This is a genomic window from Mesorhizobium sp. B2-3-4 (assembly GCF_006442315.1).
Classification (GTDB): domain Bacteria; phylum Pseudomonadota; class Alphaproteobacteria; order Rhizobiales; family Rhizobiaceae; genus Mesorhizobium.
On sequence record NZ_VFVY01000008.1, the window covers coordinates 1 to 16123 of the forward strand.

Below are 16123 nucleotides of genomic sequence, written 5' to 3' on the forward strand. Positions count from 1 at the left end.
TGGCCCCTGTGCAATACAGGAACCAGCCCTTAAATCTACCAGCTCAATGAACCGTCCAACTTTCGGGGGTCAGTTCATCGAGCGGGCTTTTTCATGCGATCTCTTCATTCTCAGCTTCGTACGGCGCGGTCCGGCGCCATGCCGTAATCCTCTGAGCGCTCCACAGCCCGGTAGAAATCGGCAAGCTGTTTGCCGCGTTCCGGCTTGAAGATACGGCCGGCGATGACCACCGAGGCGATGCGGTCGATGCGGAAAGCGCGGAAATCATCGCGCATCTCGCACCAGGCAACCAGCGTCCACACCTTGCCCCAGAACCACAGGCCGAGCGGCCTGATATCGCGCGCGGTGCCGCGGCCGGCTTCGTCGGAATAGTCGATGGTCAACACCTGGCGCTTTTCGACGGCGCGTTCGATCAGGTCGATCGCCTCGCGGGCGGCGTCGCTGACCACCCACATCGGCGTGTGGATCTCGGTGCGGGCGATGCGGTCCTTTTCGGTATCGGGCAACACGGCACCGATCTTGACCAGCGCCTCGTCTGCGGCGCGCGCCATGGCAGCACCGCCGAAGGCGCGCACCATGCGGGCGCCGGCAACCAGCGCCACGATCTCGTCACGCGTGAACATCAGTGGCGGAAGGTCGAAACCCTCCCTCATCATGTAGCCGACGCCAGCCTCGCCGTCGATCGGCACGCCTGTCGACTGCAGGTCGGCAATGTCGCGATAGATCGTTCGCTCGGAAACCTCGAGCCATGTGCCAAGCTTCTGTGCGGTGACCAGACGGCCGCCACGCAGATGCTGCACGATCTGGAAGAGCCTGTCGGCGCGTCGCATCGTATGGTCTCCCGATGTTGATCCCTTGCATGCCGCGGGCCCAAAACCGGTCCCACCTGTTGGCGGCATGCATTACGGCTTCAGCCCTTCGCGCTTGCGCTGCGCGGCGACGAACTCCGCGCCGAAGGACAGTTTACTTGTTGTCGGCGTCTTCGCGTCAAGCACGCGCCAGAAAGGCGCGACGTCACTCAGCGTCAAGCCGCGCTCGAGATCCTCATGGGCTGCCTCGGCGACGGTGCGCAGATGATAGCCTATTGTGACCGGGCATGTCACTTCGGCCCCATGTTCCATGGCGAGAGCGGTGCGCAGCGCACGAACGTCCATCTCGACGCCTTCGGGAATCGAGCGGATGAAGTCGTCGACCTGGCGCGCGGTGGGCACCAGCATGGGCTGGCCCTCGACCACGTCGCTCATGGTGCGGGGCGTTGGCTTCACGCCATTGATGCCAGGTGTATTCAATCGGTCGTTCCAGCTCTTCATCGATCGTCCTCTCGGCCGGCCATGCGCATTGTCACCATCGCACGCCGCTCCTGACAGCATACTGTCAGGAGGCTTCGGCATATTCCTTCACGAACAGCGTCCGCATCTGCGCGAGATCGCTGCCTTTTTCGGGATAGAGCGTCTCCAGGAAGGCAAGGGCAAAGGTGCCGGGCGCCGAACCCGGCGCCGATACGATCCTGCCGTCGGCCACCGCATGCGGCACGTCCTGATAATTGCCGTCCCCGGCATAGCCGGCTTCATGGCCATTGATCCAGTCGCGGCCATTGCTGGTGTGCCCGGCATGTTCGAACACACCAGCCCGGGCCAGCGCGAGTGTCCCGGCGCAAATGCCACCAACGACACCGCCGCGCGTAGCGATGGTCGTGAGCAGATCAGCAACGTCAGGCGGCGCCTTGCCGAACCACCGTTCGGAGCCGATGACGGCGATGGCGTCGAGATCGGCATTCTCATCAGCCGCCGCGGAGCGGTCCGGGGCCAGCCGAAAGCCGCTGATTCCGGTTACCGGCTTGCCTTCCGGCGTCAAGGAAACCGCGCGGGCGCCGAACCATTCGACCGCGGAGGCCGCCAGCAGCCCATACTCCCAGTCGGCGAAACCCTCGATGAAAAGGAAGCCGATCGTCTTGTTACCGGGCATGAGCTCGCTCCATCCCTTGCGTGCCGGACTTAATATCTGGGTGCTGACATTTCAGCATCCAACCGCTGCCTTGAAAATTTCGCCTCAATTGTGGTGACGGCGACGCTCGGCATACATGTCAGGCCAGCCAATATCCTTGCGAATGTCGGCGGGCAGCGTGTCCATGAACCGCTGGGTCCGGATTTCGTTGCGCAGCGTGCGAATCTTGCCGACATAGTGCTGCATGCCGCGCAGAATGGTGTAACCGTTCATGACCTGTCTCCTCTCTCTGATGGAGACACTATCGCATACCCCTCCTGACAGCAGTCTGTCAGGAGGATGTCAGGGCGCGCCGGAATATTTCTCGTGGGTCTTACGCTGCCAGAACAGGCAGGTTTTCGCCTCTACGGGGACTTGGGTGAAGCGCTTTGACAGCTGGCCATGTTGCTGGTCAAAAGCGTCATGACGAAACTTCTCGCCCTGGTCATTATCGGGTTCATGGTCATCCAGCTGATCAAGCCGCTGGGCTGGCCGGGGCTCAAGCGTCGCGCCGATTTCTGGAAGCTGGCGCTTCTAGCCATGGCGGCGATTTCGCTGGCGGCCGTGCTCGGGCATTTGACATAGGCCCTCACGACACGGCGCCGGCGGTTTTCAGTCTCCAATCACAGGGCCGACGAGATGCTCGGCCCAGGCCCGATAGCCAGCCTCCGAGGCGTGGAATCCGTCGGAGGCAAAACCGGCCTCGGGATTGGTGATCGGCAGGCGTGGTGCCGGCACGGCACCGCGTTCCAGACAGAGGCGTTCGCCCATCCGGTTCATCGCGGTGGCGCGGATTTCGAGAATCTCGCCGAGCAGCGACGGCATGGCCGGCGCGCGCGTGAACTCCAGCACCGGCGACCATATCACGCGCGCTTCGGGCCATTTGGCGCGCAGCGCGTAGAGCAGCCCGCCAAACTCTTTCTTGAAACGCGGGACGGAATGGAAGTTCTTGGTGTCGTTGGTGCCGATGGCCAGTACGATATGCGTCCACGGATCGGCCGACAAATTGGGCAGCACATGGTCGCGGATCTGGCCCGATGTCGCGGAATTGAAGCCGGCGGCGCGTCAGCGTACGGCGCTGCCGGTGCGTTGCGCGATCAGCACGGCGAGTTGCGCGGCAAGGCCGTTCTCGGAATTGCCGATGCCGACCGAGGCGGCGGAGGAATCGCCCAGCACCAACAGCGAGATATCAGGCGCCTTGCCCGATATCTCATGCATGACCGGTCCTTGCGCCGGCAGCATGCGCGAGGTGCGGCGACGCACCCCCAGTCCCTGCCAGACATAGACGGGGAAGGCGAGCCAGGTGAGGATGGTCGGGAAACGCATGGGCAAACCGTCAAATAACCAGCGGCAGCCTTAGCGCATGTCGCGGCCGGGGTGAACGGATTGCTGTACCATCCGAAGATGTCCCTGGGTCATGCGCCCCCGGACTGCGACCTGTTTCCGTATTCGTCATGCAGCCGCACCCAATCCATCGACGTCCTGTAGGGACCGGGCTCGTCCCGGCCCTTTGGCGCCATGTCGAGATATTGGTAGGCGCCGATGAACTGCTCGCTGCCACGGGCGCGCGACATGAAGGTCAGAAAAATGTCGCCGGTCTCGTCCCTGTAGAAGACGGTGGTGCCGGGCAGGTCCTTCGACGTCGTGACAGGTGTCTCGAAATTGTAGACGGCTTCGCCTGAGGCGATCTGCCTGTCGGTGAAGGACACCTGCATGTCGAAGTTGAAGTCCGAGGCGTAGGACGACATCCACTCGAATTTCCAGCCCATGCGCTGCTTGTAGGGCCGCAACTCGGCGAGCGGAGCGCGCGAGATCACGACAAGCGACACGTCGTGATGCCTGAGATGCTGGTTGGCGCCGTCAATATGGTCGGCGACGAAGGCGCAGCTCTCGCAGTGATGCGTCGAGCCTGGCGCGAACACGAAGTGGTAGACGATCAACTGGCTGCGACCGGCGAAGAGATCGGCCAGTTTCCTCGGTCCCTGCTCGGTTTCGAAGACATAGTCCTTGCGGATCTTGAGCCACGGCAAGTCGCGTCGCTCCGCCGCGACGCGCTCGCGAAGCCGCGTCAGTTCCTTCTCGCGTGCCAGATGTGCCTTGTGCGCCAGAAACCAGTCCTCGCGCGATACGGCCTTGTTGCGATGCATATGCCTCTCCCTGTCGGTCGCCCCAAGGACGTTCGGGACGGGCGTGATCCGACATCGCGGCCGGAAATGCCGCAGAGGACATAAGGATGGCGGGGCGTTACCCCAAGCCCTGGCCCAATCCTTGGCTGGCGCAAACGAAACCCGGGCACCTGGCCCGGGTTCGCAGGAGGATGGTGTCGATGCTCAGGCGGCGTTTTCCAGTGACGGCTGCCATTTTCCAAGCGCGGCCAGATAATTCATGTGGGCGCGGTGGGTGAAGGCGGCCTGACCGGCGGCGACGTTGGCGGCCTTGCCGCTCCAGGCCTTCTGCGGCGCGGCCTGAAGCGCGCGGCCATACGAGAAGGTCAGCTTCCACGGGTGCGGCCCGATGGCGTTGATGGCGTTGAGGTTGGCGGTCGCCTCCTCGTCTTCCTGGCCGCCGGAGAGGAAGGCAATCCCCGGCACCGCCGCCGGCACGGTCTCTCGGAACAATTTTATGGTCATTTCAGCGACCTGCTCGGGGCTGTCCACCTTGCCTGACTTCTTGCCCGAGAGAACCATGTTGGGCTTCAGGATGGTGCCTTCCAGGACGACGCGGGCGGCATAGAGCTCGGCATAGAGCTTCAGCAGCGTGGCCTTCGAGATCTGGTAGCAGGTGTCGATGTCATGGGCGCCGTCCATCAGCACCTCCGGCTCGACGATCGGCACGATACCGGCTTCCTGGCAAAGCGCGGCGTAGCGTGCGAGCGCATGGGTGTTGGAACCGATCGAGGTGGCCGACGGGACGCCCTTGCCGATATCGATGTCGATCACCGCGCGCCATTTGGCGAAGCGGGCGCCGAGCTTGTAATAATCGGCAAGCCGCTCGCGCAGACCGTCGAGGCCCTCGGTGATCGTGTCGCCCGGGAAGCCGGCCAGCGGCTTGGCGCCGGCATCGACCTTGATGCCGGGAATGGCGCCGGACGCCTTGATGATGTCGACCAGCGGCGTACCGTCGGCCGCCTTCTGGCGGATGGTCTCGTCGTAGAGGATGACGCCGGAGATGTATTTGGTCATCGCGTCCGTGGCGCGAAACATCATCTCACGATAGTCGCGACGGCTGTCGGCGGTCGATTCGACACCGATGACATCGAAGCGCTTCTTGATCGTGCCCGAGCTTTCATCGGCAGCCAGCAGGCCCTTGCCGTTGGCCACGATCGCGGCGGCAATGTCTTCCAGACGTTCGCTCATTCTGCTTCTCCTGAACCGGTTGGGTTGCGCCTAGCAGAACACTATCGCCAAAGGAATGACGCCGGAAAGCTCGAATCGATTGAAAGTCGCCGACGTAGTCGCCCGCTCCGCTTGAGTTGATCGGATTGCCGTCCGCGTGGCGGGATCCTACCGCTTCAGCACGTCGACGCCGGGGAGCGGCTTGCCTTCCATCCATTCCAGGAAGGCGCCGCCGGCGGTCGAGACATAGGTGAAATCGTCGGCGACACCGGCGTGGTTGAGCGCCGCCACCGTATCGCCGCCGCCGGCGACGGAGACCAGCTTGCCGGCCTTGGTGCGCGCGGCCGCATGCTTTGCGGCGGCGACCGTGGCGTGGTCGAAAGGCTCGATTTCGAAGGCGCCGAGCGGACCGTTCCAGACCAGCGTCGCGGCGCGGTCGATCCATTCGCCGATCGTCGTCACGGTCTTTTCGCCGACATCGAGGATCATGCCGTCGGTCGGCACGTCGGCGATGGCGACGGTCTCGCAGGCCGCGCCCGCCTTGAATTCCCTGGCGACGACGCCGTCGACCGGCAGGATGATGGCGCAACCGGCCTCGGCGGCCTCGATCATGATCTGCTTGGCGGTCGGGGCGAGGTCATGCTCGCACAGCGACTTGCCGACATCGGTGCCGCGCGCGGCGAGGAAGGTGTTGGCCATGCCGCCGCCGATGACCAGCGCGTCGACCTTCTTCACCAGGTTCATCAGCAGGTCGATCTTGGTCGAGACCTTGGCGCCGCCGACGATGGCGACGACCGGACGCACCGGATTGCCCAGGCCCTTCTCCAGCGCCTCGAGTTCGGCCTGCATGGTGCGGCCGGCAAAGGAAGGCAACAGATGCGCCAGCCCTTCCGTAGAGGAATGGGCCCGGTGCGCGGCCGAAAACGCGTCGTTGACGAAGATGTCGCCATTGGCGGCAAGCCGTTCGGTAAAGGCCGGGTCGTTCTTTTCCTCGGCCTTGTAGAAGCGGGTGTTTTCGAGCAGCAGCACGTCGCCCTTGTCCATGGCCGCGACAGCGCTTCCGGCCGTGTCGCCGACGCAATCCGAGACGAAGCCGACGGGACGGCCGAGCACCTCCGCGGTGGCCCTGGCGATCGGCTCCAGCGAGAATTCGGCGGTGGGGCCGTCCTTGGGACGGCCGAAATGGGCGAGCAGGATGACCTTGGCGCCCTTGCCGGACAGTTCGGCGATGGTCGGCGCGATGCGCTCGATGCGGGTGGCGTCGGTGACCTTGCCGTTGGCCACGGGCACGTTGAGGTCGACGCGCACCAGCACGCGCTTGCCGCCGATGTTGCCGATGTCGTCGAGTGTCTTGAAGGCAGCCATGCCGGTCCCTTTCGTCTGAAAATCGCCGGGACCATACCTCGCATCAATGACGATGCAAGGCTTTGGCTGGGGTGAGCGTGAAATTTTGAGGCGGGCAGGGACACAGTGCGTGAAGACCGCCCCCAAAGTGGACAGGGGCAACCGGCCGCCCTTGTCAGCTTTCGGTCGATGCCTTCTCGACCGGAGGCTCGGGGGCGTCATCCGGCCCCGCCGCCACCTGCGCCTCGGCCGGCTTGCGCCAGTTGCGGATGAAGGCACTCAGACGGTCGCCCATCTCGCCGGCGCTGAGGAAGACGGGCACGCGCGCCACCGGCGCGGTTGGCTCGAAGGAAAGACCGAGGCCCGTTATCCTGCCCTTGTCGTCGACATCCCTGACGATCAGCTCGATCGGGCCGAGCAGCACGCGGTCGGCATATTCGGCATGGCCGCCAAGCCTCGATGTGACCAGCGCTCCGACGGTTTGCTTCTGCTCGGCCTCGGTCAGGCCCGGTCCATAGGCGGCCTCTAGTTCGGCGGCTGAACGGGCCGGGTCGACGGCAAAGGCGCCGAAGAAATCGGCATCCTCGGGATCGACCACGGCGCGGCTGGCGAAAAGCTTGTCGAGCAGGCGCGGATAGCGGTCGGGCACGAAGATATAGACCTGGTCGCCGGCGGCGAGCCGGCCCATGTCCTGGAAGCGCATCGAACGGCCGTCACGCAGCACCAGCGAGGGCCGCGCCCAACGCGGGATGCGCTCGCCGCGCGCTACCGGGCTGCCGTGCGCGACGCGATAGGCAAGCAGCTCGTGATGGGCGGAGCCTGGCAGTTCCAGCTCGACCTTGTCCAGAGGTCCGAGCCGCGCCGGCACGATCAAGCCCAGGCGCCGTGCCAGCGGGCCGACGGTCCAGCCCTGGATGACCAGCGACACCAAGACGATGATGAAGGCGGCGTTGAAGATGGTGCGGCCGTTCTCCAGCCCACCGAGCAGCGGTGTGATGGCGAGCAGGATCGACACGGCGCCGCGCAGGCCGACCCAGGAGACGAAGGCGACTTCCGGGCGCGGCAGGCGGAACGGGATCAGGCAGAGCCAGACCGCAACCGGCCTGGCAATGAACATCAGGAACAGGCCAAGGGCTATCGCGGGTACCATGATGGCCGGAAATTGCGAAGGCGTCGCGAACAGGCCGAGGATCAGGAACATGATGATCTGCGCCAGCCACGACATGCCGTCCTGGAAACGCTTCAGGATGGTGACGGCGCGGATATCCGAATTGCCAGCGATCAGGCCGGCGATATAGACAGCCAGGAAGCCGGAGCCGCCGATCGCGCCGGCGGCGGCAAAGACCATCAGCGACAGTGTCAGTACGAAGATCGGCAGCAGGCCATGGTCGAGATTGAGCCGGTCGACGAGCCGCACGATGCCGAGGCCGCCAAGCACACCGACGACGGCGCCGAGGCCCATATTGAGGAGGAAGCCAAGGACCAGATTGGTAACCAGGACATTGGCTTCGGGATTGGCGTGGGCGGCGATGATCTCGACCAGCGTGATGGTCAGGAAGATGGCGATCGGATCGTTGGTGCCGGATTCGACTTCGAGCGTCGAGCGCACACGCTCGCGCAGATTGATCTCGCCGGCACGCAGCAGGAAGAATACGGCCGCCGCGTCCGTCGAGGCGACGGCGGCGCCCAGCAGGAAGGATTCCAGCCAGCTGAGATCAAGCAGATAGTAGGCTGCGGCGCCGAACAGGCCGGTGGTCAGGACGACACCGATGGTGGCCAGCGACAGGGCCGGCCCCGCGGCCTGGCGCAAGGCGTTGAGCGGGGTGCCGAAGCCGGAATCGAACAGGATGACCGCCAGCGCCAGTGAGCCGGCAAAATAGGCGATGCGGGCATTGTCGAATTCGATGCCGAGGCCGTCGGTTCCGGTGGCGAGCCCGATGCACAGAAACAGCAGCAGAAGCGGGGCGCCGAAGCGGAATGCGATCAGGCTCGAAAACGCGGCGGCGACAACAAGCGCCGTGCCGACCAGCGTAACGAGATAGATCGCATGCTCCATCCGTGATTTGCCCCTCGAATTCCTGCCGCATGACCCCGAAATCGGGATCGATTTCGGAAAGGATCATGCGCAAATCAAAAGTTTACAGCGTCCTTTGCGCGTCCAAGGACGCGCGGAGCTGTATTGGCTTCTGGCTTTACGGGAGAGTGGGGCGAAGGCGTGACCAGTGCAAGGCGGGAGGGTGGTTTTTTGCCCGGCGACGCTGATTTTCGCGTTGCTGCTCCGGCAAACGAAAACGCCCGGACGAAGCCGGGCGTTTCGAGTTTCGAGAAGACTGATCCGCGATCAGGCTATGGTCTTGCCGAAGGCGACAGCGGTGTCGCCCATGCGGTTGGAGAAGCCCCATTCATTGTCGTACCAGGACAGCACCGAAACGAAGTTGCCGTCCATGACCTTGGTCTGGTCGAGCGCCATGATCGAGGAGCGCGGATCGTGGTTGAAGTCGATCGACACGTTCGGGTGATGGGTGACGCCGAGGATGCCCTTCAGCTTGCCGTTGGAGGCGGCGATGACGGCTTCGTTGATCTCCTGCGCGGTGGTGGCGCGCTTGGCGATGAACTTGAAGTCGACGACCGAGACGTTCGGGGTCGGCACGCGGATCGAGATGCCGTCGAGCTTGCCCTTGAGGTCGGGCAGGACGAGGCCGATCGCCTTGGCGGCACCGGTCGAGGTCGGGATCTGCGAGAGCGCCGCGGCACGGGCGCGATAGAGATCCTTGTGCATGGTGTCCAGCGTCGGCTGGTCCCCGGTGTAGGAATGGATCGTCGTCATCATGCCCTTTTCGATGCCGACGGTTTCATGCAGGACAGCCGCCAGCGGCGCCAGGCAGTTGGTGGTGCAGGACGCATTCGAGATGACGATGTGGTCCTTGGTCAGCTTGTCGTGGTTGATGCCGTAGACGACGGTCAGGTCGGCGCCGTCGGCGGGTGCCGAGACCAGCACGCGCTTGGCACCGGCGGCCAGATGCGCGGCGGCCTTGTCGCGCGCGGTGAAGATGCCGGTGCATTCGAGCGCGATGTCGATGCCGAGTTCCTTCCAGGGCAACTGGGACGGATCCTTGATCGCCGTGACCTTGAAGGTCTCCTTGCCGACCGAGATCTGGTCGCCGGACACCGAGACTTCATGCGGGAAACGGCCATGCACGCTGTCGTAGCGAAGCAGGTGGGCGTTGGTCTCGACCGGGCCGAGATCGTTGACGGCCACGACATCGATGTCCTTGCGGCCGGACTCATGAATGGCACGCAGGATGTTGCGGCCGATGCGGCCAAATCCGTTGATGGCAACTCTGACGGTCATTTTTCTCTCCCTGGGAGCTGGAAGGCAGACGATTGGTCCGCAGCTTCATAGCGGCGGACGGGCGAAGAATCCAGCCATCAGGGGCATGGATTTAAATCGATTAGGTTGGTCCAGACCCGTGACGTCGCCTCAGGCGACTTCGCGGGTCTGGGAACCAGCCCTTATTTGCCGTGCAGGCGCGCTTCCGCTGCCTTGGCGGCGGCGTCGGCCGTGATGCCGAAATGCGGATAGAGCTGCTCGATGGTGCCCGAGGCGCCGAAGCCGGTCATGCCGATGAAGATGCCGTCCGAGTCGATGAGATGATCCCAGCCCTGGCGGATGCCGGCCTCGATCGCCATCTTGACCGGCGCGTTGCCGATCGTCTTCTTGCGATAGGCGTCGCTCTGTTGGTCGAACAGTTCGAAGCAGGGCACCGACACGACGCGGGTCGGGTGGCCGTGCTTCTCCAAAAGGTCGCGGGCGCCGAGCGCGATCTCGACCTCGGAACCGGTGGCGAAGATCGTCACCGCCGCCTCGCCGCTGGCCGCGGCGAGCTCGTAGGCGCCCTGGCTCGAGAGGTTCTTGGCCGAGTGCTCGGTGCGAACCGTCGGCAGGTTTTGCCGGGTCAGCGCCAGCGTCGACGGCGTCTTTTCGGATTCGAGCGCGATCTGCCAGCATTCGGCGGTTTCGACCGCGTCGGCGGGACGGAACACATTGTGGTTCGGGATCGCACGCAGAGCCGCGACGTGCTCGACCGGCTGGTGGGTGGGGCCATCTTCGCCAAGGCCAATGGAATCATGGGTCATGACAAAGATCGAACGGATGCCCATCAGCGAGGCAAGCCGCATCGACGGACGGGCATAGTCGGAGAAGCACAGGAAGGTGCCGCCATAGGCGATGAGGCCGCCATGCAGCGTCAAGCCGTTGATCGCGGCCGCCATGCCATGCTCGCGGATGCCGTAATGGACATAGCGCTGGCCGTAGTCGTCTGGCGTGATGTTCTTGGTCTGGCTGGTCTTGGTGTTGTTGGAGCCGGTCAGATCGGCCGAGCCGCCGATGGTTTCCGGCACCGCGCCGTTGATGACTTCCAGCGCCATTTCCGAGGATTTGCGGGTGGCGACCTTCGGCTTGTCGGCCGAGAGCTTCTTCTTGTAGTCGGCGATGACGGCGTCGAAATTGGACGGCAGCTTGCCGCCGAGGCGGCGCTCGAACTCGGCCTTCAGCTTCGGCTCCGCCTTGGCGAGGCGGCCTTCCCAGTCGGCGCGGGGCTTCGCCCCGGCCTTGCCGGCGGCGCGCCAGGCGTCGAGGATGTCGGCCGGAATCTCGAAGGGCGGCGAGTCCCAGTTGAAGAACTTGCGCGCGCCGGCGATCTCGTCGGCGCCGAGCGGCGAGCCATGCGCCTTGTTGGTGCCGGCCTTGGTCGGGGCGCCGAAGCCGATGGTCGTCTTGCAGGCGATCATCGTCGGCTTGTCGGAGTGGCGCGCGGCCTCGATGGCGTAGGCGATCGCTTCGGGGTCGGTGCCGTCGATATGGCTTGCGTTCCAGCCGGAGGCCTGGAAGCGGGCGACCTGGTCGGTGTTGTCGGCGAGCGAGACCGGGCCGTCGATGGAGATGTTGTTGTTGTCCCAAAAGACGATCAGCTTGTTCAGCTTGAGGTGGCCGGCAAGCGCGATGGCTTCCTGCGAAACACCTTCCATCAGGCAGCCGTCGCCGGCCAGCACATAGGTGTAGTGGTTGACGAGGTCATTGCCGAAGGCGGCGTTCATGATGCGCTCGCCGAGCGCGAAGCCGACCGAATTGGCGAGGCCCTGGCCGAGCGGACCAGTCGTGGTCTCGATGCCGGTGGCGTGGCCATATTCGGGATGGCCGGCCGTCTTGGAACCCAATTGCCGGAAATTCTTGATCTGATCGATGGTCATATCCTCGTAGCCGGTGAGATGTAGCAACGAGTAAAGGAGCATCGAGCCATGGCCGGCCGACAGGATGAAGCGGTCGCGGTCGGCCCAGTGCGGGGCTTTGGGATCATATTTCAGGAAGCGCGTGAACAGCACCGTGGCGATGTCGGCACAGCCCATCGGCAGGCCGGGATGGCCGGAATTCGCTTTTTCGACAGCGTCCATGGAGAGAAAACGGATCGCATTGGCCATCCGGTCATGTTGTTCACGCGACGTCATGGTTCCTCCAGGGTGGGGGTTTGCGGGCTTGGGAGAGCCCTTGAAAAGGGTGCGCGACACATAGCAGGCACGGGCTTTTAGTCAACAAATCGGGTGCAGATTTGCCGGTCTTGTGATGCCGCGGGCGGGACTACATTAGCGTTAGCGGGGGACAGTCGCGAGAGCTTTGTTGACGTTGCCTTCACCCGGTGCCTAATGTTTCTGACATAACGCGTTCTGAACGCGAACGATTCGGTGATGGGCAGGGCACAGGACAAGCCATGACCGGGGAAACCACGCTCAAGGAAGTGATAGCCAGGCTGGGCAAGGCCATAGAAGGGCTGGAAAATGCCGTCGCGGCCAAGCTCGAGCATGAACGCGACTATTCGGAAGCCGAGGCCGAAGTACAGCGCATGAATGCCGACCGCTCGCGGCTGGCGCAGGAGCTCGACAATTCCGAAGCGCGTGCCGAGCGGCTTGAAGACGCCAACAAGGAAGTCTCGCGACGGCTGGTGACCGCGATGGAAACCATTCGCGCCGTGTTGGACAGGTAGGAGCTGGCCCGATGGCACAGGTCACGGTTTCAATCGACGGCAAGCAGTACCGCATGGCCTGCGACGAGGGCCAGGAAGAGCATCTGATCGATCTTGCCGAACGCTTCGACCGCTATGTCTCGCATTTGAAGGATTCCTTTGGCGAGATCGGTGACCAGCGGCTGACCGTCATGGCCGGCATCATGGTGATGGACGAGCTTTCCGAACTGCAGAAGCGCGTCAAAGGCATGGAAAGCGAAGTGATGACCTTGCGCAAGACGCGCGACGAGGCGTTGACCAAGGCCGACAAGAGCGACAGCGTGCTGACCAGCGCGCTCGGCGCCCTGGCGCAGCGCATGGAAGATCTGGCGACGTCGCTGGCGATCAACAAGGCCTGAGCCGCGCCCGCTTCAGGCGCTTACCCCACGCTATGATGCCCTGGCGGGAGCCGGGGAGAGCCCAAGAGAGAGTGAATCGCGGCAGAAAATACTGCCTGGGTCCGGTTGGCGCGGAAAAATTTTCGCCGGCCGGGGGAACGCCTGTCATGTCAGGCGTTTAATCGATGTCGTCATGGTGATAGAACTGACCGTCATCGCCGGATGACGAAAGAATGCCGGCTACATTTCACAAGGGGTAGGGATAGGTCATGAGTCTTCGTATCAACGACATCGCGCCGGATTTCACCGCCGAGACCACGCAGGGAACCATTACCTTCCATGACTGGATCGGCGACGGCTGGGCAATCCTGTTCAGCCATCCGAAGAATTTCACGCCGGTCTGCACGACCGAGCTCGGCACGATGGCGGGGCTCGAAGGCGAGTTCAAGAAGCGCAACGTCAAGATCATCGGCATTTCGGTCGATCCGGTCGAAAGCCATGGCAAATGGCAGGACGACATCAAGACGGCGACCGGCCATTCGGTGCATTATCCGCTGATCGGCGACAAGGACCTCAAGGTCGCGAAGCTCTACGACATGCTGCCCGGCGGCGCCGGCGAAACCTCGGAAGGCCGCACGCCAGCCGACAATGCCACGGTGCGTTCGGTCTACGTCATCGAGCCGGACAAGAAGATCAAGCTGGTGCTGACCTATCCGATGACCACGGGGCGCAACTTCGACGAAATCCTGCGCGCGGTCGATTCCATGCAGCTCACCGCCAAGCACCAGGTGGCGACGCCGGCGAACTGGAAGCAGGGCGAGGACGTCATCATCACCGCCGCCGTTTCCAACGAGGATGCGATCAAGCGCTTCGGCGCCTACGAGACCATCCTGCCTTATCTGAGGAAGACCAAGCAGCCCTCGGCATAGCCGGTCCTCGGTCGGGATATTTCGACTTTTGTCCTGTTTCTAGCATGGCGTGCTTGACCGGCGCGCCGCGCTAGATGACCATGCTCGCGGTTAGCGCTGGCGGGGAAAACCATTCCTGCCCAGCCAACAAAAGCACGCGGCAGGGAAGCCTGACATTGGATATCGCTTTGGCCAGGCCGCAGGTTGCCGGCTTCTACGACAAGCCGACCGGGGCCATCCAGTATGTCGTCGCCGACCCGGCGACGAAGCGCTGCGCCGTCATCGATCCGATCCTCGATTTCGACGAGAAGTCGGGCGCGACCGCGACGACCAATGCGGACGTCCTGCTCGATTTCATTGCCGAGAACGGACTGGAGCTCGAGTGGATCCTCGACACCCATCCGCATGCCGACCACTTCTCGGCCGCCCATTATCTCCAAGAGAAGACCGGGGCGCCGACGGCGATCGGCGCCCGGGTGGTCGAAGTCCAGGCCTTGTGGAAGGCGATCTACAACTGGCCGGATTTTCGCGCCGACGGATCGCAGTGGGACAGGTTGTTTGGAGAGGGCGAGACGTTCCGGATCGGCACGCTGCCGGTCAAGGTGCTGTTCTCGCCCGGCCACACGCTGGCATCGATCACCTATGTCGTGGGGGATGCGGCCTTCGTGCATGACACGCTGTTCATGCCCGACAGCGGGACGGCTAGGGCGGATTTTCCCGGCGGCAGCGCGGCGCGGCTGTGGCGCGCGATCCAGGATATCGTGGCGCTGCCTGGTGAGACGCGCGTTTTCGTCGGTCATGATTATCAGGCCGGCGGCCGCGAGCCGCGCTGGGAAAGCACGGTGGCGGAACAGAAGGCGACCAACACCCATCTCGTCGCCGCGCGTGACGAAGCCGAGTTCGTCGCCTTGCGCGAGGCGCGCGACCGGACATTGCCAATGCCGCGGCTGATCCTGCATGCGCTGCAGGTCAATATGAATGGCGGCCGGCTGCCGGAACCGGAAGCCAATGGAAGGCGGTATTTGAAGTTCCCGCTGGATGGGCTTTGAGGTCGCAGCTCGGCGGCAGAAACAAAAAAGGCGACGTCAGTTCCTGACGCCGCCTTGATGTTTTCGCGCCGAAGCTGGCTTAAGCCGCCGGCTGAGCCTCGATGGTGCGCAGCGCCTGGGTCTGGCGCTTGGCGGCGGCCTTGACGGCATCCTGCACCTTCTCGAACGCGCGCACCTCGATCTGGCGAACACGCTCGCGGCTGATGTCGAACTCGGCCGAAAGCTCTTCCAGCGTCAGCGGCTCCTCGGCGAGGCGACGCGCCTCGAAGATGCGCCGCTCGCGATCGTTGAGCACGGCAAGAGCGCCCGACAGCATGCCGCGCCGGTTTTCCAGCTCGTCCTGCTCGATCAGCATCTCTTCCTGGCTCTCATGGTCGTCGACCAGCCAGTCCTGCCATTCGCCGGACTCGCCTTCCGTCGCCCGGATCGGCGCGTTGAGCGAGGCGTCGCCGGACAGGCGACGGTTCATCGACACCACTTCGGCTTCGGAAACGTTGAGCCGCGTGGCGATTTCGGCGATCTGATCGGGCTTCAAGTCGCCGTCATCCAGCGCCTGGATCTTGCCCTTCACCTTGCGCAGATTGAAGAACAGACGCTTCTGGTTGGCGGTCGTGCCCATCTTGACCAGGCTCCACGAACGCAGGATGTACTCCTGGATCGATGCCTTGATCCACCACATGGCATAGGTGGCGAGACGGAAACCGCGCTCGGGTTCAAACTTCTTGACGGCCTGCATCAGGCCGACATTGCCTTCCGAGATCACCTCGCCGATCGGCAGGCCGTAGCCGCGATAGCCCATGGCGATCTTGGCGACGAGCCGCAAATGGCTGGTGACGAGCTTGTGCGCGGCCGTGGTGTCTTCATGCTCGGCATAACGCTTGGCGAGCATGTACTCTTCCTGCGGCTGCAGCATGGGAAAGCGGCGGATTTCTTCCAGATAGCGGCTGAGGCCGCCTTCACCGGAAACGATACTGGGTAATGACTGGGCCATGATAGCGCCCCCTCTCTATTGGAGTGATGCCCCCGAAACGCGGCGGGCATGTGACGCGAACACCCGGAGGCTCGCTCGCGACATCAGAACTTATACAGGAACAAAACCAGAAAAGACAG

At 63.6% G+C, this 16123-nt stretch carries 16 protein-coding genes and 1 pseudogene; 5 read left to right on the forward strand and 12 right to left on the reverse strand.

Going from position 1 to position 16123, the window contains the following annotated elements; translation table 11 throughout:
- Positions 1 to 110: 110 nt before the first annotated feature.
- From FJ967_RS13815 to FJ967_RS13830, 4 genes are all read right to left on the reverse strand, one after another.
- Entirely contained in the window at positions 111 to 830 is a 720-nt protein-coding gene (locus tag FJ967_RS13815; RefSeq protein ID WP_140732384.1) for a YafY family protein, read from the reverse strand.
- A 72-nt stretch (positions 831 to 902) separates the two neighbouring features.
- Complete coding sequence (locus FJ967_RS13820; protein WP_140732385.1) at positions 903 to 1310, reverse strand: hypothetical protein; 408 nt, start codon at positions 1308 to 1310, stop codon at positions 903 to 905.
- A gap of 64 nt (positions 1311 to 1374) precedes the next feature.
- Complete coding sequence (locus FJ967_RS13825) at positions 1375 to 1965, reverse strand: DJ-1/PfpI family protein (protein ID WP_140732386.1); 591 nt, start codon at positions 1963 to 1965, stop codon at positions 1375 to 1377.
- An 84-nt stretch (positions 1966 to 2049) separates the two neighbouring features.
- A complete protein-coding gene (locus tag FJ967_RS13830; RefSeq protein ID WP_140732387.1) occupies positions 2050 to 2217 on the reverse strand; it encodes a hypothetical protein in 168 nt (55 codons plus the stop codon).
- Positions 2218 to 2406: 189 nt separating this feature from the next.
- Between FJ967_RS13830 and FJ967_RS13835 the strand changes: the two genes are divergently transcribed.
- Positions 2407 to 2568 carry a hypothetical protein gene (locus FJ967_RS13835; RefSeq protein ID WP_140732388.1) on the forward strand — a complete coding sequence of 54 codons (162 nt, stop codon included), beginning with the start codon at positions 2407 to 2409 and terminating at the stop codon, positions 2566 to 2568.
- A gap of 27 nt (positions 2569 to 2595) precedes the next feature.
- On the opposite strand, the pseudogene FJ967_RS13840 reads toward FJ967_RS13835, so the two are convergent.
- The 7 genes and pseudogenes from FJ967_RS13840 to tkt form a co-directional block, all read right to left on the reverse strand.
- Positions 2596 to 3309: pseudogene (locus FJ967_RS13840) on the reverse strand (SGNH/GDSL hydrolase family protein).
- A gap of 89 nt (positions 3310 to 3398) precedes the next feature.
- Complete coding sequence (locus tag FJ967_RS13845) at positions 3399 to 4130, reverse strand: thioredoxin family protein (RefSeq protein ID WP_140732389.1); 732 nt, start codon at positions 4128 to 4130, stop codon at positions 3399 to 3401.
- 183 nt (positions 4131 to 4313) lie between these two features.
- Entirely contained in the window at positions 4314 to 5339 is a 1026-nt protein-coding gene (locus tag FJ967_RS13850) for a class I fructose-bisphosphate aldolase (protein ID WP_140732390.1), read from the reverse strand.
- Positions 5340 to 5486: 147 nt separating this feature from the next.
- Positions 5487 to 6683: a phosphoglycerate kinase gene (locus tag FJ967_RS13855; protein WP_140732391.1), complete on the reverse strand. Its 1197-nt coding sequence runs from the start codon at positions 6681 to 6683 to the stop codon at positions 5487 to 5489.
- Between the two features lie 154 nt (positions 6684 to 6837).
- Positions 6838 to 8718 carry a potassium/proton antiporter gene (locus FJ967_RS13860; protein WP_140732392.1) on the reverse strand — a complete coding sequence of 627 codons (1881 nt, stop codon included), beginning with the start codon at positions 8716 to 8718 and terminating at the stop codon, positions 6838 to 6840.
- Positions 8719 to 9003: 285 nt separating this feature from the next.
- Entirely contained in the window at positions 9004 to 10014 is a 1011-nt protein-coding gene (gene gap / locus FJ967_RS13865) for a type I glyceraldehyde-3-phosphate dehydrogenase (RefSeq protein ID WP_140732393.1), read from the reverse strand.
- 161 nt (positions 10015 to 10175) lie between these two features.
- Positions 10176 to 12167, reverse strand: coding sequence for a transketolase (gene tkt, locus FJ967_RS13870; RefSeq protein ID WP_140732394.1), 1992 nt, complete (start codon positions 12165 to 12167; stop codon positions 10176 to 10178).
- Positions 12168 to 12427: 260 nt separating this feature from the next.
- On the opposite strand from tkt, the gene FJ967_RS13875 reads away from it, so the two are divergent.
- From FJ967_RS13875 to FJ967_RS13890, 4 genes are all read left to right on the forward strand, one after another.
- Positions 12428 to 12700 (forward strand): DUF4164 domain-containing protein, encoded by a 273-nt coding sequence (locus FJ967_RS13875; protein WP_006200774.1) that lies wholly within the window; start codon positions 12428 to 12430, stop codon positions 12698 to 12700.
- An 11-nt stretch (positions 12701 to 12711) separates the two neighbouring features.
- Positions 12712 to 13077, forward strand: a complete 366-nt coding sequence (locus tag FJ967_RS13880; RefSeq protein ID WP_140732395.1) for a cell division protein ZapA — start codon at positions 12712 to 12714, stop codon at positions 13075 to 13077.
- Positions 13078 to 13325: 248 nt separating this feature from the next.
- Positions 13326 to 13985 carry a peroxiredoxin gene (locus FJ967_RS13885; protein ID WP_140732396.1) on the forward strand — a complete coding sequence of 220 codons (660 nt, stop codon included), beginning with the start codon at positions 13326 to 13328 and terminating at the stop codon, positions 13983 to 13985.
- 155 nt (positions 13986 to 14140) lie between these two features.
- The gene (locus FJ967_RS13890; RefSeq protein WP_140732397.1) at positions 14141 to 15013 is read left to right on the forward strand and encodes an MBL fold metallo-hydrolase; all 873 of its coding nucleotides are present in this window, start codon (positions 14141 to 14143) and stop codon (positions 15011 to 15013) included.
- Positions 15014 to 15092: 79 nt separating this feature from the next.
- On the opposite strand, the gene rpoH is transcribed toward FJ967_RS13890, so the two are convergent.
- A complete protein-coding gene (gene rpoH, locus FJ967_RS13895; protein ID WP_140732398.1) occupies positions 15093 to 16004 on the reverse strand; it encodes an RNA polymerase sigma factor RpoH in 912 nt (303 codons plus the stop codon).
- Positions 16005 to 16123: the final 119 nt, after the last annotated feature.